This window comes from Methylosinus sp. LW3 (assembly GCF_000527115.1).
In the GTDB taxonomy this organism is placed as follows: Bacteria; Pseudomonadota; Alphaproteobacteria; order Rhizobiales; family Beijerinckiaceae; genus Methylosinus.
In genome coordinates this window covers 206176-231296 of sequence record NZ_AZUO01000001.1, presented here as the reverse complement: position 1 = coordinate 231296, position 25121 = coordinate 206176, and the positions used below count along the sequence as shown (strand labels likewise).

Annotated in this window: 23 protein-coding genes; 14 read left to right on the top strand and 9 right to left on the bottom strand. The window is 66.3% G+C overall.

Annotated elements, in window-relative coordinates:
- Positions 1 to 45 precede the first annotated feature (45 nt).
- Positions 46 to 1182, top strand: coding sequence for a ceramide glucosyltransferase (locus METLW3_RS0101120; RefSeq protein WP_024878186.1), 1137 nt, complete (start codon positions 46 to 48; stop codon positions 1180 to 1182).
- A gap of 67 nt (positions 1183 to 1249) precedes the next feature.
- Here METLW3_RS0101120 and METLW3_RS0101115 read toward each other — a convergent pair whose 3' ends face one another.
- On the bottom strand, positions 1250 to 1690 hold the full coding sequence (locus tag METLW3_RS0101115) for an Hsp20 family protein (protein WP_024878185.1): 441 nt from the start codon (positions 1688 to 1690) through the stop codon (positions 1250 to 1252).
- Positions 1691 to 1993: 303 nt separating this feature from the next.
- Between METLW3_RS0101115 and METLW3_RS0101110 the strand changes: the two genes are divergently transcribed.
- Positions 1994 to 3094, top strand: coding sequence for a methyltransferase domain-containing protein (locus tag METLW3_RS0101110; RefSeq protein WP_024878184.1), 1101 nt, complete (start codon positions 1994 to 1996; stop codon positions 3092 to 3094).
- Positions 3095 to 3205: 111 nt separating this feature from the next.
- Positions 3206 to 3394, top strand: a complete 189-nt coding sequence (gene rpmF / locus METLW3_RS0101105; protein WP_024878183.1) for a 50S ribosomal protein L32 — start codon at positions 3206 to 3208, stop codon at positions 3392 to 3394.
- A gap of 79 nt (positions 3395 to 3473) precedes the next feature.
- Here rpmF and METLW3_RS0101100 read toward each other — a convergent pair whose 3' ends face one another.
- Positions 3474 to 4268, bottom strand: a complete 795-nt coding sequence (locus tag METLW3_RS0101100; RefSeq protein ID WP_024878182.1) for an SDR family oxidoreductase — start codon at positions 4266 to 4268, stop codon at positions 3474 to 3476.
- A 4-nt stretch (positions 4269 to 4272) separates the two neighbouring features.
- The gene (locus tag METLW3_RS0101095; RefSeq protein ID WP_024878181.1) at positions 4273 to 4755 is read right to left on the bottom strand and encodes a TerB family tellurite resistance protein; all 483 of its coding nucleotides are present in this window, start codon (positions 4753 to 4755) and stop codon (positions 4273 to 4275) included.
- 348 nt (positions 4756 to 5103) lie between these two features.
- Here METLW3_RS0101095 and METLW3_RS0101085 point away from each other — a divergent pair, with 348 nt between their 5' ends.
- Together METLW3_RS0101085 and METLW3_RS0101080 are read left to right on the top strand one after the other, a co-directional pair.
- Complete coding sequence (locus tag METLW3_RS0101085) at positions 5104 to 6438, top strand: DEAD/DEAH box helicase (RefSeq protein WP_024878180.1); 1335 nt, start codon at positions 5104 to 5106, stop codon at positions 6436 to 6438.
- Positions 6439 to 6577: 139 nt separating this feature from the next.
- Positions 6578 to 8068, top strand: coding sequence for a glycerol-3-phosphate dehydrogenase (locus tag METLW3_RS0101080; RefSeq protein ID WP_024878179.1), 1491 nt, complete (start codon positions 6578 to 6580; stop codon positions 8066 to 8068).
- Here METLW3_RS0101080 and METLW3_RS0101075 read toward each other — a convergent pair.
- Positions 8049 to 8750 carry a class I SAM-dependent methyltransferase gene (locus METLW3_RS0101075; protein ID WP_024878178.1) on the bottom strand — a complete coding sequence of 234 codons (702 nt, stop codon included), beginning with the start codon at positions 8748 to 8750 and terminating at the stop codon, positions 8049 to 8051. The two genes, METLW3_RS0101080 and METLW3_RS0101075, sit on opposite strands and share 20 nt — an antisense overlap.
- A gap of 88 nt (positions 8751 to 8838) precedes the next feature.
- Here METLW3_RS0101075 and glpK point away from each other — a divergent pair, with 88 nt between their 5' ends.
- A complete protein-coding gene (gene glpK, locus METLW3_RS0101070; protein WP_024878177.1) occupies positions 8839 to 10320 on the top strand; it encodes a glycerol kinase GlpK in 1482 nt (493 codons plus the stop codon).
- 14 nt (positions 10321 to 10334) lie between these two features.
- Here glpK and METLW3_RS0101065 read toward each other — a convergent pair whose 3' ends face one another.
- On the bottom strand, positions 10335 to 12038 hold the full coding sequence (locus METLW3_RS0101065; RefSeq protein ID WP_024878176.1) for a hypothetical protein: 1704 nt from the start codon (positions 12036 to 12038) through the stop codon (positions 10335 to 10337).
- Positions 12039 to 12834: 796 nt separating this feature from the next.
- Here METLW3_RS0101065 and METLW3_RS0101045 point away from each other — a divergent pair.
- The 5 genes from METLW3_RS0101045 (at position 12835) to METLW3_RS0101025 (ending at position 16764) form a co-directional block, all read left to right on the top strand.
- The gene (locus METLW3_RS0101045) at positions 12835 to 13536 is read left to right on the top strand and encodes a response regulator transcription factor (protein WP_018267279.1); all 702 of its coding nucleotides are present in this window, start codon (positions 12835 to 12837) and stop codon (positions 13534 to 13536) included.
- A 6-nt stretch (positions 13537 to 13542) separates the two neighbouring features.
- Positions 13543 to 15372: a stimulus-sensing domain-containing protein gene (locus tag METLW3_RS0101040; protein WP_024878175.1), complete on the top strand. Its 1830-nt coding sequence runs from the start codon at positions 13543 to 13545 to the stop codon at positions 15370 to 15372.
- Positions 15369 to 15872 carry an aldolase gene (locus tag METLW3_RS0101035; protein WP_024878174.1) on the top strand — a complete coding sequence of 168 codons (504 nt, stop codon included), beginning with the start codon at positions 15369 to 15371 and terminating at the stop codon, positions 15870 to 15872. Before METLW3_RS0101040 ends, METLW3_RS0101035 begins: the two co-directional genes overlap by 4 nt.
- 185 nt (positions 15873 to 16057) lie before the next feature.
- On the top strand, positions 16058 to 16459 hold the full coding sequence (locus METLW3_RS0101030; RefSeq protein ID WP_024878173.1) for a PTS sugar transporter subunit IIA: 402 nt from the start codon (positions 16058 to 16060) through the stop codon (positions 16457 to 16459).
- A complete protein-coding gene (locus tag METLW3_RS0101025; protein ID WP_024878172.1) occupies positions 16456 to 16764 on the top strand; it encodes an HPr family phosphocarrier protein in 309 nt (102 codons plus the stop codon). The genes METLW3_RS0101030 and METLW3_RS0101025 overlap by 4 nt, the downstream gene beginning before the upstream one ends.
- A 178-nt stretch (positions 16765 to 16942) precedes the next feature.
- Here the strand turns inward: METLW3_RS0101025 and METLW3_RS0101020 are convergent, their stop codons facing one another.
- On the bottom strand, positions 16943 to 19792 hold the full coding sequence (locus tag METLW3_RS0101020) for an AMP-binding protein (protein ID WP_024878171.1): 2850 nt from the start codon (positions 19790 to 19792) through the stop codon (positions 16943 to 16945).
- 182 nt (positions 19793 to 19974) lie between these two features.
- Between METLW3_RS0101020 and METLW3_RS0101015 the strand changes: the two genes are divergently transcribed.
- From METLW3_RS0101015 to purQ, 3 genes are all read left to right on the top strand, one after another.
- Entirely contained in the window at positions 19975 to 20850 is an 876-nt protein-coding gene (locus tag METLW3_RS0101015) for a hypothetical protein (RefSeq protein ID WP_157516502.1), read from the top strand.
- 121 nt (positions 20851 to 20971) lie between these two features.
- Positions 20972 to 21208, top strand: coding sequence for a phosphoribosylformylglycinamidine synthase subunit PurS (gene purS / locus METLW3_RS0101010; protein WP_024878169.1), 237 nt, complete (start codon positions 20972 to 20974; stop codon positions 21206 to 21208).
- Positions 21209 to 21212: 4 nt separating this feature from the next.
- Positions 21213 to 21899, top strand: a complete 687-nt coding sequence (purQ, locus tag METLW3_RS0101005; protein ID WP_024878168.1) for a phosphoribosylformylglycinamidine synthase subunit PurQ — start codon at positions 21213 to 21215, stop codon at positions 21897 to 21899.
- A 68-nt stretch (positions 21900 to 21967) separates the two neighbouring features.
- On the opposite strand, the gene METLW3_RS0101000 is transcribed toward purQ, so the two are convergent.
- The 3 genes from METLW3_RS0101000 to METLW3_RS0100990 all read right to left on the bottom strand — a co-directional run bounded on the left by METLW3_RS0101000 (position 21968) and on the right by METLW3_RS0100990 (position 25113).
- Entirely contained in the window at positions 21968 to 22771 is an 804-nt protein-coding gene (locus METLW3_RS0101000; protein ID WP_024878167.1) for a DUF3658 domain-containing protein, read from the bottom strand.
- Between the two features lie 8 nt (positions 22772 to 22779).
- Positions 22780 to 23784, bottom strand: coding sequence for a CorA family divalent cation transporter (locus METLW3_RS0100995; RefSeq protein WP_245267198.1), 1005 nt, complete (start codon positions 23782 to 23784; stop codon positions 22780 to 22782).
- 111 nt (positions 23785 to 23895) lie between these two features.
- Positions 23896 to 25113: an acyltransferase gene (locus tag METLW3_RS0100990; protein ID WP_024878165.1), complete on the bottom strand. Its 1218-nt coding sequence runs from the start codon at positions 25111 to 25113 to the stop codon at positions 23896 to 23898.
- Positions 25114 to 25121 lie beyond the last annotated feature (8 nt).

Below are 25121 nucleotides of genomic sequence, written 5' to 3'. Positions count from 1 at the left end.
CCGCCGCCCGTCTCGAATCCCGAAAGTGACAGGCAGGGAACACGCATGATCATCGCCTATGTGTGCGCCGCCTTTTGCGCGACGCTGCTCTCGCTCAACCTCGCCAGCATCGCAATCGCCGCCTTTCGCTGCAAAGCCCGCCCCCGCAATTTGCGCGTTCCCGCCCATGCGCCGCCGGTGAGCATCGTGCGGCCGCTGCGCGGGCTCGAGACCTTCAGCGAGGAGACGATCGGCTCCACCTTCGCGCTCGACTATCCGAGCTATGAGGCGCTGTTCTGCGTGCAATGCGCCAATGATCCGGTGATTCCGCTGGTCGAGCGGCTCATCGCCGCGCATCCGCATATTTCCGCTCGGCTGCTCGTCGGCGACGATTATGTGAGCGTCAATCCCAAGCTCAACAATTGCGTGAAGGGCTGGGACGCCGCGCGCCATTCCTGGGTCGTGCTCGCCGACTCCAACGCTCTGCTGCCGCCGGACTATATTCAGACCATGCTCGCCGCCTTCCGCGACGACACGGCGCTCTCCATCTCCATGCCGATCGGCTCTCGCCCCAAGGGCTTTTGGGCGGAAGTGGAATGCGCCTTCCTCAACACCTTCCAGGCGCGCTGGCAATATGGCGCGGAGGCGGTCGGCATCGGCTTCGCGCAGGGCAAGAATATGATGTGGCGTCGCGAGGTGCTGGAGCGCGCCGGCGGCATTCGCGCTCTGGGCGCCGAGATCGCCGAGGACGCCGCCTCCACCAAGATCATCCGCGCGCAAAAGATGAAGGTGCGGCTCGTGGACATGCCCTTCGAGCAGCCGCTCGGCCATCGCACGGCGCATGAGGTCTACTCCCGCCATGTGCGCTGGGCGCGTCTGCGCCGCGTCACCTTCCCCGCCTATTTCGCGCCGGAATTCATGAATGGCAGCTTCATGCCGGTCATCACAGGCGCCTATGCGGCGCATCTGCTCGACGCCAATGTGGCGCTGACGGCGGGCGCGATTCTCGCCGCGCTCTATGGCGCCGAGTGCCTCCTCGCCCGCATCGCCGGCTGGCGGCTCTCCTGGCGCACGCCTGTCACTCTGCTGACGCGCGACATTCTGCTGCCGGTGATGTTCGTGGACGCCTGCCTCTTCGACGATTTCGTCTGGCACGGCAACGCCATGACCGTGCGCGAGCAGGAAGAGCAGACGACCGGCTGAGCCATCCCCCCGAGGTCTCTCTCGAAAAGACCTGCGAAGACGAAGGGGCGCCGCGAGGCGCCCCTTTTCATTTGGCCGGCTCCTCCGGCGTCGCTATCTCGATCTTGCGAATGACGCGCTCCGGCTCCGGCCGCGCCAGATCGATGGACAAGAGCCCGTTGACGAGATCGGCGCCCAGCACCTGCATCCCCTCGGCGAGCAGAAAGGCGCGCTGAAACTGCCGCGCGGCTATGCCGCGATGCAGGAACTGGCGCTCGCGATCGTCCACCTGCTTGCCGCGAATGACGAGCTGGCTCTCCTCGAGCGAAATCTCCAGCTGCTCGCGCGTGAAGCCGGCGACCGCCAGCGTCAGCCGCAGCCGATCCGGGCAGGAATCGCCGCCCGGCAACCTCTCGATATTATAGGGCGGATAACCATCGGAGCCCGAGCGTGTGACGCGATCCAGCGCGCGTTCAATCTCGTCGAACCCCAGGAGGAAGGGGGAATTCAGCGTCGGCAGTCGTGCCATAACGAAGCCCTCGCGGCGCTTCTCTTGCGAAGAATCTGCGAGGCCCGGAGTCGGCGCCTCGGGGCGGTATATGGAGCCGAAGCTCGACACGATCAAGCGGGGCGGCGCGTGGCTATCCGTCAAATTCGAGTCTTGCTTCGCGCAAGCGGCGAGCCTATCCGTTTCAACATTGAAATATTTGAAAATCATATTTGATACAGGATGGATAGAATGACCGTATATCCAGATGAAGATAGGCAAAAAGTCAGTTTTCATCAAAGACTTTTCGGCCTAGCTCAGAGCGCGGCGAGCGAGGACGCAGCCGTGTCGAGAGAGACCGCTGCCGGATCGGACGCCGATGCGAGCGTCGAGGGCTCCTTGACCCGCGGCGAAGCGCTCCGCGCGCTCTATTCTGGCCTGCTCGGCCGCGAGCCGGACGAGATTGGCTTCAACGGCTATATGCTGGCGATGCGCAATGGCGAGTCGCTCGCCTCGATCGCGCGAGGAGTGGCCGACAGCCCAGAATTTCTCTCCCGTCACAGCCTCCTGCGGGTCGGCGCGATCGAGCTTCCGGACCTCACCAAAGTCGCTCCGCGCAAATATGTCCGCTCGCAAGGGGAGCGGACGATCTTCCACGCCTCCCGAGACGAAGATTTCGCCTGGATGGCGCGCATGATCGATGAAAATCGATATTACGATCATCTCGGAGTCTGGTCGCCGACGATCGACCGCGACAAGCGCGTGACCGCCGCGATCGCCCTGGGCCTCCGCGCGAGGAGTTGCTTGGAGCTCGGCTGCTTCAGCGGTCCGGTTCTCAGCGTGCTCGCGGATCGCGGCGTCGATGTGTGCGGCGTCGAGCTCAGCCATATCGCCTTCATCCTCGCTTTCCCCAATGTGCTGCGGAAGCTGAGATATGGCGACCTTCTGGACATCGCCTTCGATCGAGCCTTCGATGTTTTCGTCGGCATGGATATTCTGGAACATCTGAACCCGATCGAGCTGCCGAAATATGTTCGCCGCATCCGCGAGATCGTCGCCCCCGAAGGCTTCGCGCTGATCAATTCGCCGATGATCGGAAGTGACGATATCTTCGGCCTCGCCTTCGATCCCTATTTGCCGGAGTGGCGACAGGCCGGCGCCGAATCCTTCTGGCGTCACATGGACTGCGACGCCAAGGGATGGCCGATGCACGGTCATCTGGTGTGGGCGAGCCCACGCTGGTGGGAGCAGCTGTTTTTGAAGGAAGGCCTCGTTCGCGACCGACATCTCGAGCGCCATGTTCAGCTCCTGCTGAAGGATTTTTTCGAGCAGGCTCCGGGGCGACGGTCGCTGTTCCTGCTCCGCCACGCCGATCACGAGCCGGACCTCGCCGCAATCGAGAAAAATCTCACGGATCGGATCGGCGAAGCGCTATCGTCGCCGTGAGCGAGGCGAAGCGGAGTCCGGTCCAGGCTAGCCATGCACGCGGATTTGGTGTATGCGGCCCGCACGAGTTTTCACCCCGCCCCCGATGCGGGGAGTTGGAGATCGAGACAAATGGCCGTTCCGAAGCGAAAAACCTCCCCGATGAAGCGCGGGTTCCGCCGCTCCGCCGACGCGATCAAGGCGCCGACCTATGTCGAGGACAAGGATTCGGGCGAGCTGCGCCGTCCGCATCACATCGACCTCAAGACCGGCATTTATCGCGGCCGGCAGGTGCTGAAGGTCAAGGCTCAGGAAGCCTGATCTTTTCAGCCGGCAGGAATTTGCGAGCCCGACGCGCGAAAGCGCCGTCGGGCTCGCGGCGTTTCAACGATGACAATCTTCAGCGCGCCTGCTGCGCCTTGGCCAGCAGGGGCAGAAGAATCGCGCGCGGCGCCGCACGTCCCGCCGCGACGAAGAATTTGTTCACCAAGCCCGGCACCACCACGCGCCGGCCGGAGAACAGCGCCTCATAGCCCTGCCGCGCGACCTCCTCGGCCGGCAATAGCGCGGGCTTCACCGCTTTCATCTCGCCTTTATAGTCGAAGCCGGCGCGGGCCTGAAAACCGGTCTGCACCGGACCGGGACAGAGCGCGGTGACGCGCACCCCATGCGGCTTCAGCTCCTCGGCCAAGGCCTCGCTGAAGGAGCGGACATAGGCCTTGCTGGCGTAATAGACGGCGAAGCCCGGCCCCGGCATGAAGGAGGCCACGGAGGCGACATTCAAGATTCCGCCGCGCGTCTCTATGACCGAGGGCAGGAAGCGCAAGGTCAGCGCCGTCAGCACGCGAATATTGAGATCGACGATCGCCAATTGCTCGGCGGCGTCCAGCTCGGCCACACGGCCGACGAGGCCGAAGCCGGCGTTATTGACGAGAATCTCGGGCTTGCGCCCGGCCGCGCTCAAAGTTTCGGCCAGACTCTCGCAGGCGCCCGTCTCGCAGAGGTCGAGATCGACGACCAGCGGCTGCTCCGGCGCGCCGGCCGCCTCGATCTCGCCGGCCAAAGCCTCCAGCCGCTCGCGGCGGCGGGCGACCAGGGTGACATGATGGCCCTTGCGGGCGAAGAGCTTGGCCAGCTCCAGGCCGATGCCGTCCGAGGCTCCGGTGACGATGGTGGTGGTCGCGGCGTCGCTCATGTCTTCAGCCTCCCCAGGGGCCGGGCGGAACCGGCTTATCCGCGTCCTTCGCAGCCTGACGGAGCGCGACGCGATCGCGCGTGGAGACGCCGAGCAGCTCGGCGACGCGCCAGATCACATTCTCCTCGAATTCATGGACCTCGCCATCGGCATAGGCCATTTCCCACAACATGCCGATGACGACGCGGCGGCCGTCCTCGTCGAGCCGGCGCTTCAGCACCTGGGTGAAACGGTAGAGATCGACGGCCTCGCGCTCGCTCTCCGCCGCGGCCTCGATCAGCGCGCGGGCGGCGGCGTGGTCGAGGCCGAAGCGGCTCTCGACGAGCTTAAGCAGCAGCGCCCGCTCGCCGTCGTCGAACTCCCCGTCTATGGAGGCGAGATGCACCAGAAGCGCGACCGCGGCGAGCCGATAATCGGACGCCTCCAGCGGCCGTGGGCGCGCCGGCGCGGCGACCTCATCGAGAAAAGCGCGGAGGGCTTCGAGCATGATCGCGGCCTTCGAGGGTTCGGAATATCCTTACGTTCTATATGGCGGCGAACGCGCGAAGCATAGCCCGCGGCCCCGCCCGCCGAGCGCGGCCAAACCGCGGCAATGACGCAAACGGCGCAATTGCCGATTGACAGAGCCTTGAATTCTCTTTACCTACGTTATTGCTGCAATGCAGCGTGACTCGTTCCGGCCGCGTGGATCGCTTCCCACAGGGGATCGGAGCCGTAGAGCGGGTCCTCATCACGATGACGGCCCGATACGCGGGGCAGGTCTCCCATCCATCGCTGCATGGCCTCGCACGGGAGACATTCTCGCGCACATGCGGCCTATTTCGAAAGTTACGCAGTGACCAATTTCGCCGATCTCGGCTTCGCCGAGGTCATTCTGCGCGCGCTCGCGCAGGAAAATTATGCGACGCCCACGCCGATTCAGGCTCAGGCGATTCCCGCTCTCCTCCAAGGCCGCGACCTGCTCGGCATCGCGCAGACCGGCACCGGCAAGACCGCCGCCTTCGCTCTGCCGATCCTGCAACGGCTGCTCGAGGACCGCCGCCGCCCGGCCCCCAACACGACGCGCACTCTGGTGCTCGCCCCGACGCGCGAGCTGGCCGCGCAGATCGCCGACAGCTTCCGCGCCTATGCGCAATTCGCCCGCATCAGCATCGGCGTCATCGTCGGCGGCGTGGCCCATGGCCCGCAGATCCGCATGCTCGCCGGCGGGCTCGACGTTCTCGTCGCGACGCCCGGCCGCCTGCTCGATCATGTCTCCTCCAATCATCTGCGGCTCGAGTCGACGCGGACGATCGTGCTGGACGAGGCCGATCATATGCTCGACCTCGGCTTCATCGTCCCCATTCGCAAGATCGTCTCGCGCCTGCCCAAGGACCGGCAGAATCTCTTCTTCTCGGCCACCATGCCGAAGGAGATCGCCTCGCTCGCCGACGACATGCTGCGCGACCCCATCACCGTGAAGGTGACGCCGGCGGCGACGACGGCCGAGCGTGTGGACCAGCGGGTGATCATGGTGGACGGCGCGGCCAAGCGGGACGTTCTGGTGGAGCTTTTCGCCGATCCGGGCTTCTCGCGCGCCATCGTCTTCACGCGCACCAAGCGCGGCGCCGATCGCGTGGCGCAGCATCTCGACGCGAATGGCGTCGGCGCCTCGGCGATCCACGGCAATAAGAGCCAGAATCAGCGGCAGCGCGCGCTCGAGGATTTCCGCTCCGGCCGCACCCGCGCGCTGGTGGCCACCGATATCGCCGCGCGCGGCATCGATATCGACGGCGTCTCCCATGTCGTGAATTTCGAGCTGCCGGAAACGCCCGAGGCCTATGTCCACCGCATCGGCCGCACCGCGCGCGCCGGCGCGACGGGCGCCGCCGTCTCGCTGTGCGACAATAGCGAGCGCTCGCTGCTCAAGCAGATCGAGCGCGTGACGCGCCAGACTCTGCCGATCACCGAGCGCCGCAGCGCGCCGGGCGCCGCCCCGGCCGAGAGCGACTCGCCGCGCCGTCCGCACGAGCATCGCCGCACGCATCAGGAGCCGGGCCGCGCCGCGCGCCATCCGGGCAAGCCCGCAGAGCATGGGCGTCCGCCGCAACAGCAGCAGCGCCGCCGCGCCAAGCCGGCCGCCGCACGCCGGCCGGACCATTCCGCGCCGCGCTCACGCGCCTCCGAGTAAGCGATTCCACGGAAGAACGGGAAGGGAGCCCCGCAGGCCCCCTCCCTCACCCTCCCCGTCCGCGGGAGAGGGCCGCTGGTGAATCTTTCAGCTCTCGGCTCTACTCTCCTCGCGAGCAAAATCGCGGGGGGAGCCGGCAATGGTCTTCGATCTCCTTATCGTGGGCGGCGGCGTCAATGGCTGCGCCATAGCGCGCGACGCCGCCGGACGTGGGCTGAACGTCCTTTTGCTCGAGCAAAAGGACCTCGCCGCGGCGACCTCCTCCGCCTCCACCAAGCTGGTCCATGGCGGGCTGCGCTATCTCGAGCAGTATGAGTTCCGCCTCGTTCACGAGGCCTTGGCCGAGCGCGAGCTGCTGCTCGCCGCTGCGCCCCATATCATCCACCCGCTGCAATTCATCCTGCCGCATGAGCGCGCGATCCGCCCGGCCTGGCTCGTGCGGCTGGGGCTGCTGCTCTACGATCATCTGGCGCGGCGAAAGCGCATCCCCGGCTCCTCGACGGTCGCGCTCGCCGGCTCGAGATTCGGCGCGCCGCTGACCGCTGATCATCGCCTCGGCTTCTCCTATTACGATTGCCGCGTCGACGATTCACGCCTCGTCGCGCTGGAGGCGCTGGACGCTTTCGAGCGCCGCGCGCAAATTCGCGTCGGCGCGCGGCTCGTCGGCGCACGGCGGGACGGCGCGCAATGGATCGCCAGCGTCGCCGGCGCCGACGGCAAGCTCGAGGAGGTCCGCGCCCGCGCGCTGGTCAACGCCTCCGGCCCTTTCGTCTCTGAGACGCTGGAGCATCGTCTCGGCCTCAGCTCGCGCAAGCATGTGCGGCTAGTGAAAGGCTCGCATATCGTCACGCGCAAGCTCTATGAGGGCGCGCAGGCCTATATGCTGCAGCGGCCGGACAAGCGCATCATCTTCGCCATTCCCTTCGAGGAGGATTTCACCCTCGTCGGCACCACCGACATTCCTTTTCCCGACGCGGCGGGGCCGGTCGCGATCAGCGAGGAGGAGACGGATTACCTCATCGCGGCGGTGAATCATTTCTTCGAGAAGAAGATCGCGCGCAGCGACGTCGTCTGGAGCTATTCGGGCCTTCGTCCGCTCTATGACGATGGCGCGCTGGAGGCCTCCGTCGTCACGCGCGATTACGCTTTCGATCTCGACGCGCTGGCGGGAGAGGCGCCGGCGCTGTCGATCTTCGGCGGCAAGATCACCACCGCGCGCCGCCTCGCCGAGCATGCGCTGGAAACGCTCGCGCCCTTCTTTCCGAATATGCGCGCGGCCTGGACGGCAGGCGCCATTCTGCCCGGCGGCGACATAGGCGCGGCCGGCTTCGACGCCTTTGTCGCGGAGCTGGCGCGCGCCAAGCCGTTTCTAGAGCCCCGCCTCGCGCGCCGTCTCGCCGGCGCCTATGGGACGCGGGCGTGGCGCTTTCTGGAGCCGGCGAAATCTCTCGCCGATCTCGGCGCGGATTTGGGCTGCGGCCTCACCGAGGCCGAGCTCGATTATCTGCGCGCGCAGGAATGGGCGCGCACGGCCGAGGATGTGCTGTGGCGGCGCTCCAAGCTCGGCCTGCATTTCGACGCCGCGCAGACGGAGAGGCTGACGCGCGCGCTCACCCCGCGCGGGGCGTGAAGCGCACCACCTTGTGCCAGCGAAAGGCGGCGATCGGCGCCGCCTCGAGGCCCGCCGCGCGCGCCTGCGTCTGCAGGATGGAGAAGCTCTCCGGCATATCGTTCTCGACGAGATGCGCGCAGGTCGTCTCGCGCTCCTCGAGCGTCAGCTCGCTCCAGTCGCGGCGCAGCCATTCCACATAATGGGCGTGATAGAGGGGCAGCGTTTCGTCCTCCTCGCGCATCACATCGGTCATCAGCAGCAGCCCGCGCTCCGAAAGGCGCGCGGCCGCGCGGCGGAAGAATTCGGCCTTCTGCTCGGTCGAAAGATGATGCACGGCGAAGCTCGTATGAATGACGTCGAAGCGCTCCTCGCCGGCGCCGATCGCGGCGAGCAGATCCTCGCGGCGCAGTTCCGCCGTGCAGGCGAGAATTTTCAGATTCTCGGCGGCGAGGCCGAGCGCGGTCTCGGAGAGATCGACGCCGACATAGCGCTTCGGCTTCAGCCGCGCGAGCCGTGGCGCGAAGACCGAGGCGTCGCCGCAGCCGAGGTCGAGAATGGAAAAACCCTCGTCGCCGAAGGCCGTGCGCAGCATCTCCTCGACGCGCTCGCCGATCTCGCGATGGAACATGTAATTCGTGTCGACGATCTTGCGATAGGTCCGCCAGGCGGCGAAGAATGCGTCGGTAGGCTGGTTCGTCATTTCGGACCCGTTCCTCGAGTTTTCGCTCTCATAACATTTAGCGCATCTCGTGTCTTCGCGACACGAAAGGACAGAAGCGGAGACGGTCATGACGAAATATGTCGGCGCGATCGACCAGGGCACGACGAGCTCGCGCTTCATCCTCTTCGATCATGAGGGCGAGATCGTCGCGCTCGACCAGCGCGAGCATGCGCAAATCTATCCGCGTCCCGGCTGGGTGGAGCATGACGCGGCCGAAATCTGGCGCAACACGCAGAGCGTCATCGCCGGCGCATTGGCGAAGGCGGGGCTGACGCCGGCCGATCTCGCCTGCGTCGGCCTCACCAATCAGCGCGAGACGACTCTGCTGTGGGATCGCCGCACGGGCGCGCCGCTGCACAACGCCATCGTCTGGATGGACACGCGCACCGATGCGCTGGTCGCGCGCTTTTCCGCGCAGGGCGGCAAGGATCGCTTGCGCGCGAAGACGGGCCTGCCGCTCTCCACCTATTTCTCCAGCCTCAAGCTGCTCTGGCTCTTCGAGACCATTCCCGGCGCGCGCGCGAAAGCGCAAGCCGGCGAAGCGCTGTTCGGCACGATGGATTCGTGGATCGCCTGGAATCTGACTGGTCGCCATTTCACCGACGCCACCAACGCCGCGCGCACGCAGCTGATGAATCTCGAGACGCTGCAATGGGACGACGAGCTGCTCGCGCTCTTCGACATTCCGCGCGCCTGCCTGCCGCAGATTCTCTCCTCGAGCGAAATCTATGGAGCCTGCCGCGCGCCGCTCGCAGGCGTACCGCTTTCGGGCGCGCTCGGCGATCAGCATGCGGCGCTGATCGGCCAGGCCTGCTTTGCGCCGGGAGACGCGAAAAACACCTATGGCACAGGATGTTTTCTGCTGATGAACATAGGCGAGACGCCGCGGCTCTCCACCAAGGGCCTGCTCACCACGCTCGCCTATAAGCTCGGCGAGGAGAAGCCCGTTTATGCGCTCGAGGGCTCTGTCGCCATCGCCGGCGCGTTGGTGCAATGGCTGCGCGACAATCTCGGAATTATCGAGAAGAGCGCGGATATAGAAGCGCTGGCGGCGAGCGTTCCCGACAATGGCGACGTCTATTTCACGCCCGCATTCTCCGGCCTCTATGCGCCCTATTGGCGCGAGAGCGCGCGCGGGATCATCGCCGGCCTCACGCGTTTCTCGACGAAAGCGCATATCGCGCGCGCCGCGCTGGAAGCTGTGGCGTTCCAGACGCGCGACATCGTCGCAGCGATGGCGGAGGATTCCGGCGTCGCGCTGGAGGAGCTGCGCGTCGACGGCGGCATGGCGGTGAATGCGCTGCTGATGCAGTTTCAGGCCGATATTCTCGGCGCTCCCGTCGTGCGGCCGCGCTGCATAGAGACGACGGCGCTCGGCGCCGCCTATGCCGCAGGACTGGCCAGCGGCTTTTGGAAAGATAAGCGCGAGATCGCCGCGCATTGGCGCGCCGAGAAACGATGGAGCCCGACGATGTCGAAGGAAGAGCGCGAGCGCCGCATCGGCAAATGGGCGAAGGCGGTGACGCGCTCCTTCGATTGGACGGACTGACGCGCAGCGCTTCGTCAGAATTTGGCGAGCACGGGAATGGTCGGCGCGGCGCCCTCGAACGGATAATAGCGAAAGCTGGTGAACACCATGCTGTCGCGCGCCTGCGGCGCGCCGCCAATGCCGGAAAAGCCGTCCTTGATCGTATAGGAATATTGCACGCCGCCGCGCACCTTGCCGAACTGCCCTTCGTACAAAGTGTGCCAGAAGCCGCCTGTGACTTGCCGAATGTCTTTGATGATTCCGGCGCAGGCCAAAGCGCCGCCCAATGGAACATTGGCCGCCGTGCCGCCGGAGAGGAAGGCCGTCGTGGTCAGCGCTTCATTCTCTATGTTGCATCCCAGATTGTTGAAATAGGGATTGGCGAAGCCGCCGAAAATGACATTGCCCGGTATGGCGACATATTGCGGATTGCGTTGCGTGAACTCGCCGCCGGCGTAGGCGTATATGTCGAGATCGGGCCGCGGATGCAGCACGCCGCCGATGAGAATCATGCGCTCGTTGATCGGCAGCGGGCCGCCGTCGACGGCCGACCATGTCGCGTCCGCGAGCTGCCCGGCGCCATAGCGGCCGATTCCATGGCCGATCGCGCCGGAGACTTGGAAATCGAGGAGACCGGGGAGAACCGGCGCGAATATGCCGGCTCCGAAACCGCCGCCCCAGGCGTTGCGATTGCCCCAATAGGCGCGCGTGGTGAAATTGCGCGCCAGGCCGAAGCCCTCCAAATGCACGATGCGGTCGCCGAGATTGGCGTCCCATGCGGCTTTGCCGATGAGATCGGGCGCGCGATTGAGCGAATAGCTGTTCACAATGTTGAAGAGGCCGCCGCCCGCCGCTTGTCCGAACAATATCGGATTTTGCAGCGGCAGAGCGGTCGTGCCGAAGAAGCCCGGAGGTAGGGAGCCATAGCCGGCGAAGGTGGTGGCGGCGCCCTCGGCGGCGAAGGCGAGCCAGAATTCCTTGTTGAAATCCACGGTGAGGCGCATGCCGGGCTGCCGCGCCCAGACATAGCCCGGAACATATTGCGCATCGATGGTGAGCGGCTGAATCGTCGTGTCGGGCTTTATGCCGACCTTGTTCAAGGTCACCAGCGACCACGCCTGCCCCGCCATGAAATGCGCGCCGAACGAATCCCAATCGATATTCGTGTACATCTGCCGCAGGCGCAGATTGTAGGAATTGCTCTCATTGGAATTGGCGGTTTGCGCCGCGCCGAGAAAATCGGTTTCGACATAGCCGGTGATCTTGGTGAAAGGATCGATGTCGCCCTTCACCAGCATGGACAGACGGCTCTGTCGCGCGCTGAAGCGGAACTCGCTCGAATGTCCCGTCGCGAAGAAATTATAGGGAATATTCTGAAACGGCGTGTTGACGTCGGCGCCGACCCAGCGGCTTCGCCAGACGCTTTCGAGCGCGATGAAGCCGCCGGGCGTGATCGTGATTCCCCGAAAGCGGAAATTATCCGGCCCCTTCTTTTCGGCCTCCTCCTTTTTTTCCTTCTCTTTCTGCTTTTCTTCCTTCTCCTTTTTCTTATCGGCCTGCGTGGTCTTTTGCGACTTGTCCAATCTCGCCTCGAGCTTGTGCAAGCGCTCCATGAGCGTTCGAACCTCCGCACGCAGCTCCTCTTCGCTCGCGTGAGCACATGTCGGCGACGCGAGGAGGAGCGCGATCGCGAGCGAGCCGCGCAGCAGCTCCGCACGATGAGTGTGAAAACGATTCATTGCGCCGATCCCTTTGGACGGCGCCACGCCGATGAAGAGAGCGCGCCCGCGCGCGTCGTCAAACGAGCGCGCGAGGAGCGGCCGAAACGCTGTGCGGCGCGACGCCGATCACTGTCGAAAACGAAGAGGTGATGAAATCGCACGCGACTCGCGACACGAGAGCGCGCGGCCATGCCGGCGCGGCGCCGACTCGCTCGGCGTCGGAACGCTACGCGCAGGCTATGACGAATCGACGACCGAGGGAATCCTCGCCTCGCGCCGCTCTCCGACGATCACATGCGCTGAAGGCGACGTGAGCTCGACCCGCGCAGCGCGAATCGAAAGCGTCGGCGAATCACGCTACCGTCGATGCGCGAGCGTCGCTTTTGGCGTGGGCCGCGCGCATGCGGGAGCGCGAGCGTCGCGCGCTGCGCCCGCACGGCTGCGGACGCGCCGGCAACATCTTGCTTTTTATCGAAATTTTCGACGCTTTGCGGAAGCCTTGCGAGCGAAGGCTTCGCCGCCCGTTTCCGCGGCGATTCGTCCCTGTGACAGCGGTAGGTGATTTGTGTCGCGATTATGTATATAAGGCGACACGAAGCGGAACGTCGGCCCTCTTTCAGCCAGCGTCATGCGAATGGCCGAGGCTAGCCACATTTCGGCCGCCAACGCCTTGGAACGTGGCGCCCGAACGGCGATGTTCCAAAGCGGCGAGGCGAGCCGCCGAGACGACGAGTCGCGCGGGCGCAAGAGTCTGAGCTCGCGCCCCGAATCGAACATCGAGCCCGATATCGGACGTTAACAGTAAAGGTTGAAGATGCCGACAATCGCTCTCGTCGACGACGACCGCAATATTCTCACTTCCGTCTCGATCGCGCTGGAAGGCGAGGGCTACCGCGTTCAAACCTATACCGACGGCGCGGCCGCGCTCGACGGGCTGCGCGCCAATCCGCCGGACCTCGCCATTTTCGACATAAAGATGCCGCGCATGGACGGGATGGAGCTGCTGCGCCGTCTGCGGCAGAAATCCGACCTTCCGGTGATCTTCCTCACCTCCAAGGACGAGGAGATCGACGAATTGTTCGGCCTCAAAATGGGCGCCGACGATTTCATTCACAAGCCGTTCTCGCAGCGCCTGCTGGTGGAGCGCGTGAAGGCGATTCTGCGCCGCGCCAATCCCAAGGAAGCCGCCGCGCAGAAGGAATCGGAAGCCAAGGTGCTGGAGCGCGGCGCGCTGGTCATGGACCCGGAGCGCCACACCTGCACCTGGCGCGGCGATCCCGTCGTGCTGACGGTGACGGAATTCCTCATCCTGCAAGCGCTGGCGCAGCGACCCGGCGTGGTGAAGAGCCGCAATGCGCTGATGGACGCCGCCTATGACGATCAGGTCTATGTCGACGATCGCACCATCGACAGCCACATCAAGCGGCTGCGCAAGAAGTTCAAGGTCGTGGACAATGAGTTCGAGATGATCGAGACGCTCTATGGCGTCGGCTATCGGTTCAAGGAAGCCCCATAACGGCTCATGACAGCCACGACCGACAATGAACATGGCGTCGAGACGCAGGCGCGGCAAAAGCGAATTGGCCGCGCCGCCTCGGTTCGCTTCGCGCGGCTCACGCGCGCGATTCAGTCGCGCCTGTCGTCCTCGCTCACACGCCGCATCGTCGTGCTCAATCTTGGCGGCCTCGTGGCGCTGCTCGGCGGCTTTCTCTATCTCAACCAATTTCGCGAAGGCCTGATCGACGCGCGCGTGCAGAGCCTGCAGACGCAGGGCGAGATCATCGCCGCGGCGATCGCCGCCTCGGCGACCGTCGATACGGACGCGATCACCATCGATCCCGAGAAGCTGCTGCGCCTCGCGCCGGGCGAGAGCTACAGCCTCGCGGAGGGCAGCCAGCCCTCTATGGAGTTCTCGCTCAATCCAGAGCGCATCGGCCCGCTGCTGCGCCGCCTCGTCTCGCCGACGCGCACGCGCGCGCGCATCTATGATCGCGACGGCTATCTCTTGCTCGACTCGCGCTCCGTCACCGGCCGCTCCAACATTCTGCGCTTCGATCTCGGCCCGCCGGGCGGCGCGAGCGAATCGTCCGGCTATCTCGAGCAGGGCATAAATGCGCTGCGCCGTTGGACGCGCCGGCCGGAGCTGCCGCTCTATGAGGATATCGGCGCCGGCAATGGCAAAGCCTATCCCGAGGTCGCCGCCGCGCTCACCGGCGGCGCGCTCTCCGTGGTGCGGGCCAACGCCAAGGGCGAGACCATCATCTCCGTCGCCGTGCCGGTGCAACGCTTCCGCTCGGTGCGCGGCGCGCTGCTGCTCTCCACGCTCGGCGGCGACATTGACGCCATTCTGGCGCAGGAGCGCTGGGGCATCATCCGCATCTTCCTGGTCTCGGCCGGCGTGATGCTGCTGCTGTCGCTGTTCTTCGCCGGCACCATAGCCGAGCCCATGCGCCGTCTCGCCGAGGCGGCCGATCGCGTGCGCCGCGGCGTCAAATCGCGCCAGGAGATTCCCGATTTCTCGCAGCGTCAGGACGAGATCGGCCATCTCTCCGGCGCGCTGCGCGACATGACGCGCGCGCTCTACAATCGCATAGAGGCGATCGAGCATTTCGCGGCGGATGTCGCGCATGAGCTGAAGAATCCGCTCACCTCGCTGCGCAGCGCGGTGGAGACTCTGCCCATCGTCAAGGACGAGAACGCGCGCTCGCGTCTGCTGACCATCATCAAGCACGATGTCGGACGGCTCGACCGTCTCATCAGCGATATTTCCGACGCCTCGCGTCTCGACGCCGAGCTGGCCCGCGCCGACATGGACATCGTCGATGTCGCCGGCGTGCTGAAGACCGTCGTCGGCATGGCCCATGACCTCGATCGCGGCGATGGCGTCGCCATCACGCTCGACATTCAGCCCGCCGATCCGCGGCGGCGCTGGCGCATCCTCGGCCATGATTCGCGCCTCGCGCAAGTGTTCGACAATCTCATCGGCAACGCCCGCTCCTTCTCGGCGGAGGGCGGCAATGTGCGCGTCTATCTGCGGCCGGAGCAGGCGATGGGGCCGGGCGGGCAGCCGATCGACGGCTATGAGATCATCGTCGACGACGACGGGCCAGGCATTCCGGCCCATGCCTTCGAGCGCATTTTCGAGCGTTTCTACACGGATCGGCCGGAGCAGGGCTTCGGCCAGAATTCCGGGCTCGGCCTGTCGATCTCCCGCCAGATCGTCGAGGCGCACAATGGCCGCATCCGCGCAATGAACCGCACGCGGGCGGAGCCGGAGGGAACCGACGAGATCGCGCCGGAAGATGTCGTGCTGGGCGCGCGCTTCGTGCTCTGGCTTCCGGCGGCGAAATGACCGGCGCGCCTCTCCAAGACGCGCCTCCCGAAGAGGAGCAGGTCGAGGAGCGGATCATGATTCACGCCAATGCTCTGCTCATCGGCGCGGCCGGCGTGCTGCTGCGGGGGCCTTCGGGCTCCGGCAAGAGCGGGCTCTGCCTCGAGCTGATCCATCTCGCGGAGGGGCGGGGGTTTTTCGCGCGGCTCATCGGCGATGATCGGATCGCGCTCGTCCGCCGTCACGGCCGCCTGCTGGCGCGCCCGCATCCGGCCATAGCCGGGGCGATAGAGGAGCGCGGCAGGGGCGTTCTGCCGGCCGAATTCGAGCCCGCGGGGGTGCTGCGCTGTCTCGTCGATCTATGGGGACCGGGAGACGAGGCGCCGCCCCGCTATCCGCCGGAGGGGGGCGCGGAGGCCAAACTGTGCGGCGTGACGCTGCCGCGGCTCGCCGCGGACGCCCGAGAGGCGGGGGCGGCGAGGAAGATTTTGTCGTTTATTCATCAGTTTGAAGCATTTTAACGATGACCGGAGGTTTTCGCTTGCCAATTTCGCCGCAACGCACAAAATGGCGCCCGAAACGCTGCGAACGTCGGGGCGACATTCGCGTTAGTAAATTGGTGAGCCGCAATGCCGGTCTGCTTCGGTTCTCCGGTTTCGACGATCTCGTTCTCCTGCGAGACGGTCTTCATGAGCGGTAGCTGCGAATGATCGGAATGGTCCTGGTGACCCATGGCCACCTCGCCACGGAGTTTCGCGCGGCCCTCGAGCATGTCGTTGGCCCGCAGAAGCAGCTCGTGTCGATCTCGATCGGCCCCGAGGACGATATGGAGCGTCGGCGCCGGGACATTATCGACGCCATCGCCGAGGCGGACAGCGGCGACGGCGTCGTCGTGCTGACCGACATGTTCGGCGGCACCCCCTCCAATCTGGCGATTTCCGTGATGAATGGCGGCAAGGTGGAGGTGCTGGCGGGCATCAACCTGCCCATGCTGATCAAGCTGGCCTCGGTGCGCGAATCGACTCCGCTCGAGCAGGCGGTGTTGCAAGCCCAGGACGCCGGGCGCAAATATGTCTATATCGCCAGCCGAGTCCTCAACGCCAAATGACCGACCAATCCGTTTCCGCCGCCGCCGATGGCGGCCGCATCGTCCGCGATCTCACCATCGTCAACCGCAAGGGCCTGCACGCGCGGGCCACGGCCAAATTCGTCCAATGCTGCGAGGCTTATGAGGCCGAGATCACCGTCTCCAAATGCGGGGATACGGTCGGCGGCAGCTCCATCATGGGCATATTGACGCTGGGCGCGGCCCAAGGCTCCACCATCACCGTGACCGCCGCCGGCCCGCAGGCCTTTCAAGCGATAGAGGCGCTGGCGGCGCTGGTCGGCAACCGCTTCGGCGAGGACGAGTAGGGTCGCGGCGCCCCACCCTTCCCTTCAGGGGGAGGGTCGGCCGGCGATAGCCGGACGGGGTGGGGTCCACCGGCAGAGACTCGGGGCGTCACCCCCTCCCGAGCGCCTACGGCGCTCGACCTCCCCCCTCGAGGGGGAGGTGGAAACGCCTCTTCCGGCACGCGTGGTTGGGCCTTCGCTACGCATCCCCCCGTCTCGGCTTGGACAGCTCGCTCAAATCCGGCTCCCCGCAGCGCGCGAGGATGGCGGCGCGGACATGATCCCGCAGCCGCAGCGCGCAGATGAAGTCGCTCCCGCCCGCCCGTATCGGCGGCAAAATGGCGAGCGACAGCGCCGAGCGGCGCGGGAACCATTGGCCGCCGCGCAACATGCCGCGGGTTCCGCGCAAGACGCCCGGAAAGACCGGCAGCTCCGCCTCGGCGGCGATCTTGAACGCGCCGAGATAGAAGCCGCAGAGCCCGGCGCGGCGCGTGAACGTCCCCTCGGGGAAGAATACGAGATTGCGCCCCTCGCGCGCCGCCGCGACGAGGCTTTCCGCATCGGCGACGCTCGCGGCAATATCGTAACGCTCGACGAAAAGCGCCCCGAGCCGGCGCAGGAACGGCCCGGCGAAAATCTGCCCGGCCAGCTCATTCTTGGCGACGAAGGCCGGCTCGCCCGGCAGGTGCGCGGCGAGCAGCATGACATCGACATAGCTCGAATGGTTGAAGGCGAGCACGGCGCCGCCCGTCTGCAGACGCTCCAGCCCCTCCGTCGTGACCTTCGCGCCAATGGCGCCGAGCATGGAGCCGGCGATCTTCCGCACGGCGGGCCAGCGCGAGCGGCGGGGCAGTATCATCACCGCCCACCAGACGGCGAAATAGCCGGCGCAGACGACGAGCCACCACCAGCTGGCGTAGGCGAGCTCGCCCGCCCGCCCCGCCGCGCCACGGATCGCCGGCCATAGGCCGAGCAGCGCCAGCCGGCCGATCTGCAGCCAGACCGGACCGCGCGGCTCGCCGAGCCGACCCTCCTCGAACAGCGCCTTGGCGGCGCTGCGGCGAATCTTGCCGCTCGAGGTTTTGGGCGTGGAGCGCGGCGGAAGGAAGCGAACCTCGTCGGCCGGCGCGCCGCAAACGGCGGCGACCGCCGTCTGAACCTTGGTCTCCAGCGCGCCCAGCGCTTCCGGCACGGTCTCATAGGTCTCGGCGACGACGATCAGCCGTTCCGTGCCGGTCTCCACATCGGGCGCGCCGAAAGCGGCGACGCAGCCCTTGCGAATGCCGGGAAGCGCGGCGACGGCCTCCTCTATCTCCTGCGGATAGAGATGCCGCCCGGCGCGAATCACAATGTCCTTGACCCGCCCGGTCACAAAAATCTCGCCGCCGGCCATATAGGCGCGATCGCCGCTGTCGAGCCAGCCGCCCCGAATCAGCGATTTGGTCTTCTCCTCATTGTGGAAATAGCCGGTCGTGGCCGAGGGGCCGCGAAACTCCAGCCGCCCCTCGCGGCGCTCCGACAGCTCGCGGCCGACGGCGTCGACGATGCGAATCTCATGGCCCGGCAGCGGGGCGCCGCAGCCGACGATCTCCAGCGAGCCGGCGCCTTCCGCCGCCGGCTCGGCGCGGCCGTCGGTCGCCAGCGCCTCGCGGGAGATGCGGTCGATGACCGGCGCGCGGCCGGGCGGCGGAAAGGCGAGGCCGACCGCATTTTCCGCGAGCCCATAGACCGGCGCCATGGCCTCCGCCCGAAAGCCGTATTTGGCGAATTTCTCGGCGAATCGCTGGATCGTGCGCGGGGAGATGGGCTCGGCGCCATTGGCGACCATGCGCAGCGAGCAAAGATCGAGCCCCTCGATCTGGGCCGGATCGATCTTGTCGAGGCACAGCTCGAAGGCGAAATTGGGCGCGGCGCTCAGCGTGCCGCGATGGCGGTCGATCGCCTCGAGCCAGCTCGCCGGCCGCGACAGAAAGGTCAGCGGCGACATGACATAGAGCGGCGCGCCGAAATGCAGGCAGCCGAGCCAGGCGCCGATCAGCCCCATATCGTGATAGAGCGGCAGCCAGCTGACGAAGCTGTCCGCCGAGCTGGCGCCGATGGCGAGGCCCATGGCGCGCACATTAGCGAGAAGATTGGCGTGGCTCAGCACCACGCCTTTGGGATCGCCCGTGCTGCCGGAGGTATATTGCAGCATGGCGGTCGCGCCCGCCTCGCGCGTCGGCGGCAGCGGCGCGCCATTGGCGCCGCTGGTGAGATCGGCGACGCAGACGATCGCCTCCAAGCTCTCCACACGCCCGCGGGCGAGGCCGGCGAGGCGCAGACCCTCCGGCGTGGTGACGAGCAGCCGCACCCCCGCATTGCGCAAAATGCCGATCTGCCGCGTGAGATGCTCCTCGATCTGCGCCATGCGCATCGGCGGATAGATCGGCACGGGAATGGCGCCGGCGTAGAGCACGCCGAAAAAGCCGACGAAGAAATCGATTCCCGTGGGCAGCATCAGCGCGATGCGGTCGCCCGGCGCGACATCGCGGGCGATGAGCCCCTCCGCCGCGCGCCGCGCCGCATCGGCGAGCCGCCAATAAGTGAGCGCGCCGCCGGGCGTCGCGGCGTCGCGCAGAAAGGTGAGATGCAGCCGCTCGGGATTTTGCGCGGCGTGCCAGTCCAGCGCCTCGGTCAGCGTCTTCGCCTCGAAGGCGGCGCGAATATGCGGCAGCGCCTCGGCGGGCGAAGGCTCGGCGAAGGGTGGCGGCTCGGCGCCGGGGGCATTCTCGAGCGCCGTCAGCAGATCGCCGACAGTATCGGCGCGGCCCAGCTCCTCCAGCGGCAGAGGCGCATGGAAGGCGCGCTCGAGCCGCATGTTCAATTCCGCGCGCGCCAGGCTGTCGACGCCGAGATCCTGCTCGAGCCGGCTGGACAGCGAAATCTCGGTCGGAGCGCCGCGCCGCGGATGCATCTCGCGGGCGAGCGAGTCGACGACAGCGAAAACCTCCCGCCGCGCCGCCTCCTGGGTGGCGCGGCGACGTCCCGGATAATTGGAGACCGCATGCATTGGGAGCCCCTCCCTCGCTCTCGGGGCAGATAGAGCGAGGTCGGCGGCATTCGACTCTTTTCTGTAACCCGCCGTCGACAGGGACAATCGATAATCGCTGCGCTTGCGCTGAGATCAGCCTCGCGCAAGGCGGACGCCGGAAACTGGATGCGCGTCTGACGCGCCATGGATGGTCACGAATCATGGTTTCGCCGATTTCCGCCCTCACATCCCGAGCGCCCAGCGTGCGCGCGCTGTCGCGCGTCTCGCAGGTCACGGCGAGAGCCGAGCCGGTCGAGGAGACGAGCGTCGAGACCACGACGGCCGCCAAGCCGCCGCCCCCGCCCGGTCCCGGCCTGCGCGACGCCCTCCCCGCCGGCTATCGCAATTTCGCCATGCCGCTCGGCGCCGAATCCGACGAGCCGCTCGCTGGCGAGGATGCGCCATTGCGGTCGGCCTATGGGCCGAGCGCGGCGGCGCTCTCCGGCCTGCCGCGCCTCATCGGCGAGCGCATTCCGCTGCGCATCGTCATTCGCGAGGCGCAGACCGCCCTGCGCGCGGCGGCGGAGGCGCACGGCGAGACGGTCCGAGAATTCCTCGACGCCGCCGACACCGTTCCGCGCGCGCGTCTGCCCTCGCGCAATTCCGCCGAGGCCGCGCCGACGATTCGCGCCGCCCTTCTGGTCCGCGACGGCGAGCGCGACACGGCGACCATCGACCTCTATGTGACCAAGACCGGGCCGGGCGCCTTCGAGGCCGCCGCCTATGACCGCGATTTCGCCTCGCCCTCCGGCGGCTTTCCCTATGCCGCGCCGCCGCTCTTCACCGATCGCATCAATTTCGATCCCGCCTATCAGGCCGTGGTCTCGGCCGTCGCCAGCCCGCCGCGCCGGCGCAGCGCCGCGAGCGGCGGCTCGGCGTCCCCGGTCGGCTCTATCGTCGTCACCTCGGTGATCGGAGTCGCGACCTTCGTCGCCGTTATGCTGACGCTCGCGGCCGGCCAGCCGGTGTTCGCCGCCACGATCGCGCTGCTCGGCGCCATGGGCTTCGTCTACGCGCTGCGCTCGCGCTCGGCCTGATGCGTCACAGCCGGAAATTCTCTCGGCCAGAAAGTCTCTCCCCCCAGAAATTCTTGCGCTACGGCGCGTCCCCCGCTAACCCTGCGGCCAGCCTCCGAAGCCCAAACAGGGAAGCCGCCGCATGAAAGCCCGCGTCATCGTCACCTTGAAGAACGGCGTGCTCGATCCGCAGGGCAAGGCCATAGAAGGCGCGCTCGCCTCGCTCGGCGTCGAGGGCGTCGGCGGCGTGCGCCAGGGCAAGGTGTTCGACATAGAGCTCGAGGGCTCCGACCGCGGCCTCGCCGAGGCGCGGCTGCGAACCGCCTGCGAGAAGCTGCTCGCCAACACCGTCATCGAGAATTTCCAGATCGAGATCTGATCCCATGAAAGCCGCCGTCCTCGTCTTTCCCGGCTCCAATCGCGAAGGCGATATGGCGCGCGCGCTTCGCCAAGCCACCGGCCACGAGCCGGCGATGGTGTGGCATTCGCAGACCGAGCTGCCCGCGGGCACGGATCTCGTCGTGCTGCCGGGCGGCTTCTCTTACGGCGATTATCTGCGCTGCGGCGCCATCGCCGGCCGCGCCGCCATTATGGACGCGGTGCGCGCCCATGCCGCGCGCGGCGGGCTGACGCTCGGCGTCTGCAACGGCTTCCAGATTTTGTGCGAGGGCGGGCTGCTGCCGGGCGTGCTGATGCGCAACGCCAATCTGCGCTTCGTCTGCCGCATGCAGCATTTGCGCGTCGAGCGCGCCGACACCGCCTTCACCAGGCATTATCGGCAGGGCCAGACGATCGAGGTCGCCATCGCCCATGGCGAGGGCAATTACGAGGCCGATGACGAGACGATCGCGCGGCTCGAGGGCGAGGGGCTGGTCGCCTTCCGCTATTGCGATGCGCTGGGGCGCGTCGGCGGCGAGGCCAATCCCAACGGCTCACGCAACGATATCGCCGGAATCTTCTCCGAGCGCCGCAATGTGCTCGGCCTGATGCCGCATCCGGAAAATCTCATCGATCCGCTGGTCGGCGGAATCGACGGCCGGGGATTGTTCGAGAGCCTCGCGGCGGCGTGAGGGGAACGGCGCGGGCGATCGATAGCGCGCAGGCGGAAGGCCCGAGCGGGGATTCCCGATCCGCCCTTTTAGCGTGGCGGCTCCTGACTGCGACGGACAAGCGTGCTCCGCATCTCAATTCCGTCTCCCGTGGTTTCCAGGATACCTGCCTCTCCGAGCGCCCGGACGCGCGCCCACAGCAAGAGATCGCTGGGTGCTCGGTCAAGCGGGCAAGCGCTCAGCTGTGACATCGTGGTTGCGACAAGGCTCGTTCCTTTCTGCCAATCACCGCTCGCGCAAGAAACGATAGCGTCGTCGAAATGAGTGATTGGCGCGGACACGAGCCCGATCCCGTCAACGACCCGTAGCGGAGCATTCTCCTGCCTGAGCCGGCGCCACATCTCGAGAAAGGCCTCGATTTCGTCCGGCCGCAGTTCCTTCTCATGATCGAATAATCGAGCCTCGACGATCTGATCCGGCGGAACGAGACCGAGAGACGCTGCGGCGATGATCGTCTCGCCGTCTTCGGCGTATTCGAAACCCGTAAAAATAACGACCCGGAAGGGCGCATCGCCCCTTCGCCGGACGAATTCGAGAAAGCCGCAATATTCTGCCGCGTCGAGAAGGGACATCCAGGCAACTGGAAGAGCGGCTGAAGAAGCGGCCTCGGCCCAAAATTTATCGGCCGATTGGACGACCTGCCCAAAGTCCACACCGAGTTCATTCTCGATCCACACATGTCGCAAACGCGCGCTCGGCGGATCGATCGGTCCGAAGCTGAGATTGTCAGGAAAGCCGAGGACGAGTTCGTGGCGACCGATCCGGCTAAATGCCTGCCGGATGCTCGCAGCAGCGGACATGTTAAAAACCACATGCGTCGAAGGCTTGTTCATTCAGGCCGTTATCCCTCGCGGCGCTTGATCCACATCAGCGCGAAAAAGGCCGCCGCGGCCGAGGCGAGGCAGAGCGCCGCCGCATAGAGCGTCCCCTGCTCATTATCGGCGAAGAACAGATTCTTCGTGTTCATGCCGAAGATGCCGGAGACGAGAGTCGGCGGCATCAAGAGCGTGCCGAGAATGGTCAGCACATAGAGCTGGCGATTGGTCTCCGCCGTGAAATTGGAGACGATCTCGTCCTGCAGCAGGCGCGCGCGCTCCTCCACCGCCTGCAGCTCCTGCTGCAACGAATCGAAACGCTGCGTCAGCCTCCGCAGCGCCGCATGGGTCGGCGGCGCGACGCGCGGCGAGAAAGCCGTGCGGGAAAAAACGCGCTGCCCATCGGCGAGCTCGCGGCGCAGGCGGATCGTCTGCCGGCGCAGCGCGCCGAGATCGCGACGGTCGTCATGCGCCTCGTCGTCCAGCACACGATCCTCGATCTTGTTGAATTTGGCGAGAAGCTTCTCGAGCTCGATATCCATGGAGACGAGGCTGCGCGTCACCAGCGCCTCGAAGAGATCGAGCGGCGTGCGCAGGCGCTGGCCCTCCAGCGCCGCCTGCCGAATGACGGCGGTCGATTCGACGGCGTAGCGGCGGGCGGTGACGATGCAGCGCTCGGTGACGACGACGCGCAGCGGACGCAGCACATCTTCCTCGCGCTCGAGATCGCGGCCGTAATCGGCGATCACGCCCCACAGCGCCTGCTCGTCGGCGTCGAGCCGCTGATGCCCGTCCTGATCGATGAGCAGCGCGCGCGCCTCCGCCGGCATTTGCTGGCGGCCGGCGACCCAATCGCGATAGCGCAGATCCGCGACGTTGAGATGGACCCAGAAATAGCCGTCGGCGTCCGAATCGAGCTGCGCGGAGTCGTGGTCGGCGACGAGCGTCGCCGCGCCGTCCGCATCGAAGCGCATGACCCAGAGAAAGGGCGAATCGCCCACGATCGCGCCGGCCGGCGGCATCGTCTTCATTTTCATGCGTCCCCGCGGGCGCGCGCCTTCGGCGGCCCGCCTCGGGTCCTCGCCATTAGAGGAGGGTTGCGACGTTTCGTCGACAGAGGGCGGCACGGATGACCTTCAGGCTCATGCGTCGGCTTTTTGCGGTTCGCGCTCAAGCTCCTCGATCGGCTGCGGGAGGCGCCGGCGCCGCCGCTCCTCCGCCGCCTCGAAGGCTTTGCGCAGCGCGCGCCGCACGGCGTTGGTGTGCGCTTCGGTGACGCGCGAGAAGAGGAAGCCGAAGACGACCGCCGCCGCCATCACCGCCGCCAGCACCAGCCAATGGACGGGCGTCGCCAGCTCGCGCGCCCATAGCGCGCCGAAATGCCGATCGGCCAGGGCGCGCGCCAGAATCAGCACCGGCATATGGACGCTGTAGAGCGAGAAGGAGAAATCGGCGAGCCGCCGATGCAGCTGCGGCTGGAACAGCGCCCAGCCCTGCTGCGGCCCGAAGCGTAGCGTCACCACGAGATTGAGGAAGAGGACGGCCGACAGCGTATCGGCGAGATCGGCGAGATAGGGATGAGCCTCGAGATTGGGGCCGCGCACCAGAAGGCGGATCGGGATGACGGCCACGCCATAGAGCGCGAGCGCGATCCAGCGCGATTCGACCAGCGGGCGCCGCGCCAGAGTCGCCAGCGCGCCGAGGCCCCAGAGCAGATAGCCGAAACGAAACCAGCCGCCAGCGGGGATGGACATCACCACCAGAATGGCGAGGCCGAGCGCGAAGCCCATGGCGCGCGTCCGCAGCGAATAGGCGCGGGCGAAGGGCAGCAGCAGCAGCGGGAAGGAGATGTAATACCAAAACTCGCAGGCGAGCGACCAGAGCGGCCCATTGGTGCCGAAGAAATCGCAATAGATCGCCGAGAGATTGGCCAGCGAGCCGAGGAAGAGATCGACGCGATCATGGTCCTTGAAGACCGGCCAGTCATAGACGCCGCTGTCGCCGAACCAGCTGCGGCCGATCCAATCCGCCGCCACTGTGACGAGCAGCGCCGGCGCGAGCACGACATAGATGCGCGCGAAACGATGAATGAGATAATCGCGCAGAAAGGGCTTGTCCTTGCGCAGCTGCGCCAGCACCGCGCCGCCGACCAGATAGCCCGAGATGGCGAAGAAGCCGACGACGGCCTGATGTCCGAGCTCGAAGCTGACGAAGAACCACCAGGCATGGACGCTCGCCGCATGGGGCGCGCTCATTATGTCCGCGAGATTGACGAACATATTGGTGGAATGGACGGCGAGCACCAGCAACGCGCCCACCCAACGACATGCCTCGATGAATTGCGACAGAAGGACGGGCATGTGTCTCC

Excerpts from the sequence above, each read along its gene's own strand:
- METLW3_RS0101040 (WP_024878175.1), top strand. The coding sequence starts at position 13,543 with ATGACAGCCACGACCGACAATGAACATGGCGTCGAGACGCAGGCGCGG.
- METLW3_RS0101030 (WP_024878173.1), top strand. The coding sequence starts at position 16,058 with ATGATCGGAATGGTCCTGGTGACCCATGGCCACCTCGCCACGGAGTTT.
- METLW3_RS0101100 (WP_024878182.1), bottom strand. The coding sequence starts at position 4,268 with ATGAGCGACGCCGCGACCACCACCATCGTCACCGGAGCCTCGGACGGC.
- METLW3_RS0101015 (WP_157516502.1), top strand. The coding sequence starts at position 19,975 with ATGGTTTCGCCGATTTCCGCCCTCACATCCCGAGCGCCCAGCGTGCGC.
- METLW3_RS0101095 (WP_024878181.1), bottom strand. The coding sequence starts at position 4,755 with ATGCTCGAAGCCCTCCGCGCTTTTCTCGATGAGGTCGCCGCGCCGGCG.
- METLW3_RS0101065 (WP_024878176.1), bottom strand. The coding sequence starts at position 12,038 with ATGAATCGTTTTCACACTCATCGTGCGGAGCTGCTGCGCGGCTCGCTC.
- purQ (WP_024878168.1), top strand. The coding sequence starts at position 21,213 with ATGAAAGCCGCCGTCCTCGTCTTTCCCGGCTCCAATCGCGAAGGCGAT.
- METLW3_RS0100995 (WP_245267198.1), bottom strand. The coding sequence starts at position 23,784 with ATGAAGACGATGCCGCCGGCCGGCGCGATCGTGGGCGATTCGCCCTTT.
- METLW3_RS0101120 (WP_024878186.1), top strand. The coding sequence starts at position 46 with ATGATCATCGCCTATGTGTGCGCCGCCTTTTGCGCGACGCTGCTCTCG.
- METLW3_RS0101035 (WP_024878174.1), top strand. The coding sequence starts at position 15,369 with ATGACCGGCGCGCCTCTCCAAGACGCGCCTCCCGAAGAGGAGCAGGTC.
- glpK (WP_024878177.1), top strand. The coding sequence starts at position 8,839 with ATGACGAAATATGTCGGCGCGATCGACCAGGGCACGACGAGCTCGCGC.
- METLW3_RS0101045 (WP_018267279.1), top strand. The coding sequence starts at position 12,835 with ATGCCGACAATCGCTCTCGTCGACGACGACCGCAATATTCTCACTTCC.
- rpmF (WP_024878183.1), top strand. The coding sequence starts at position 3,206 with ATGGCCGTTCCGAAGCGAAAAACCTCCCCGATGAAGCGCGGGTTCCGC.
- METLW3_RS0101000 (WP_024878167.1), bottom strand. The coding sequence starts at position 22,771 with ATGAACAAGCCTTCGACGCATGTGGTTTTTAACATGTCCGCTGCTGCG.
- METLW3_RS0101075 (WP_024878178.1), bottom strand. The coding sequence starts at position 8,750 with ATGACGAACCAGCCTACCGACGCATTCTTCGCCGCCTGGCGGACCTAT.
- METLW3_RS0101080 (WP_024878179.1), top strand. The coding sequence starts at position 6,578 with ATGGTCTTCGATCTCCTTATCGTGGGCGGCGGCGTCAATGGCTGCGCC.
- purS (WP_024878169.1), top strand. The coding sequence starts at position 20,972 with ATGAAAGCCCGCGTCATCGTCACCTTGAAGAACGGCGTGCTCGATCCG.
- METLW3_RS0101025 (WP_024878172.1), top strand. The coding sequence starts at position 16,456 with ATGACCGACCAATCCGTTTCCGCCGCCGCCGATGGCGGCCGCATCGTC.
- METLW3_RS0101020 (WP_024878171.1), bottom strand. The coding sequence starts at position 19,792 with ATGCATGCGGTCTCCAATTATCCGGGACGTCGCCGCGCCACCCAGGAG.
- METLW3_RS0101115 (WP_024878185.1), bottom strand. The coding sequence starts at position 1,690 with ATGGCACGACTGCCGACGCTGAATTCCCCCTTCCTCCTGGGGTTCGAC.
- METLW3_RS0100990 (WP_024878165.1), bottom strand. The coding sequence starts at position 25,113 with ATGCCCGTCCTTCTGTCGCAATTCATCGAGGCATGTCGTTGGGTGGGC.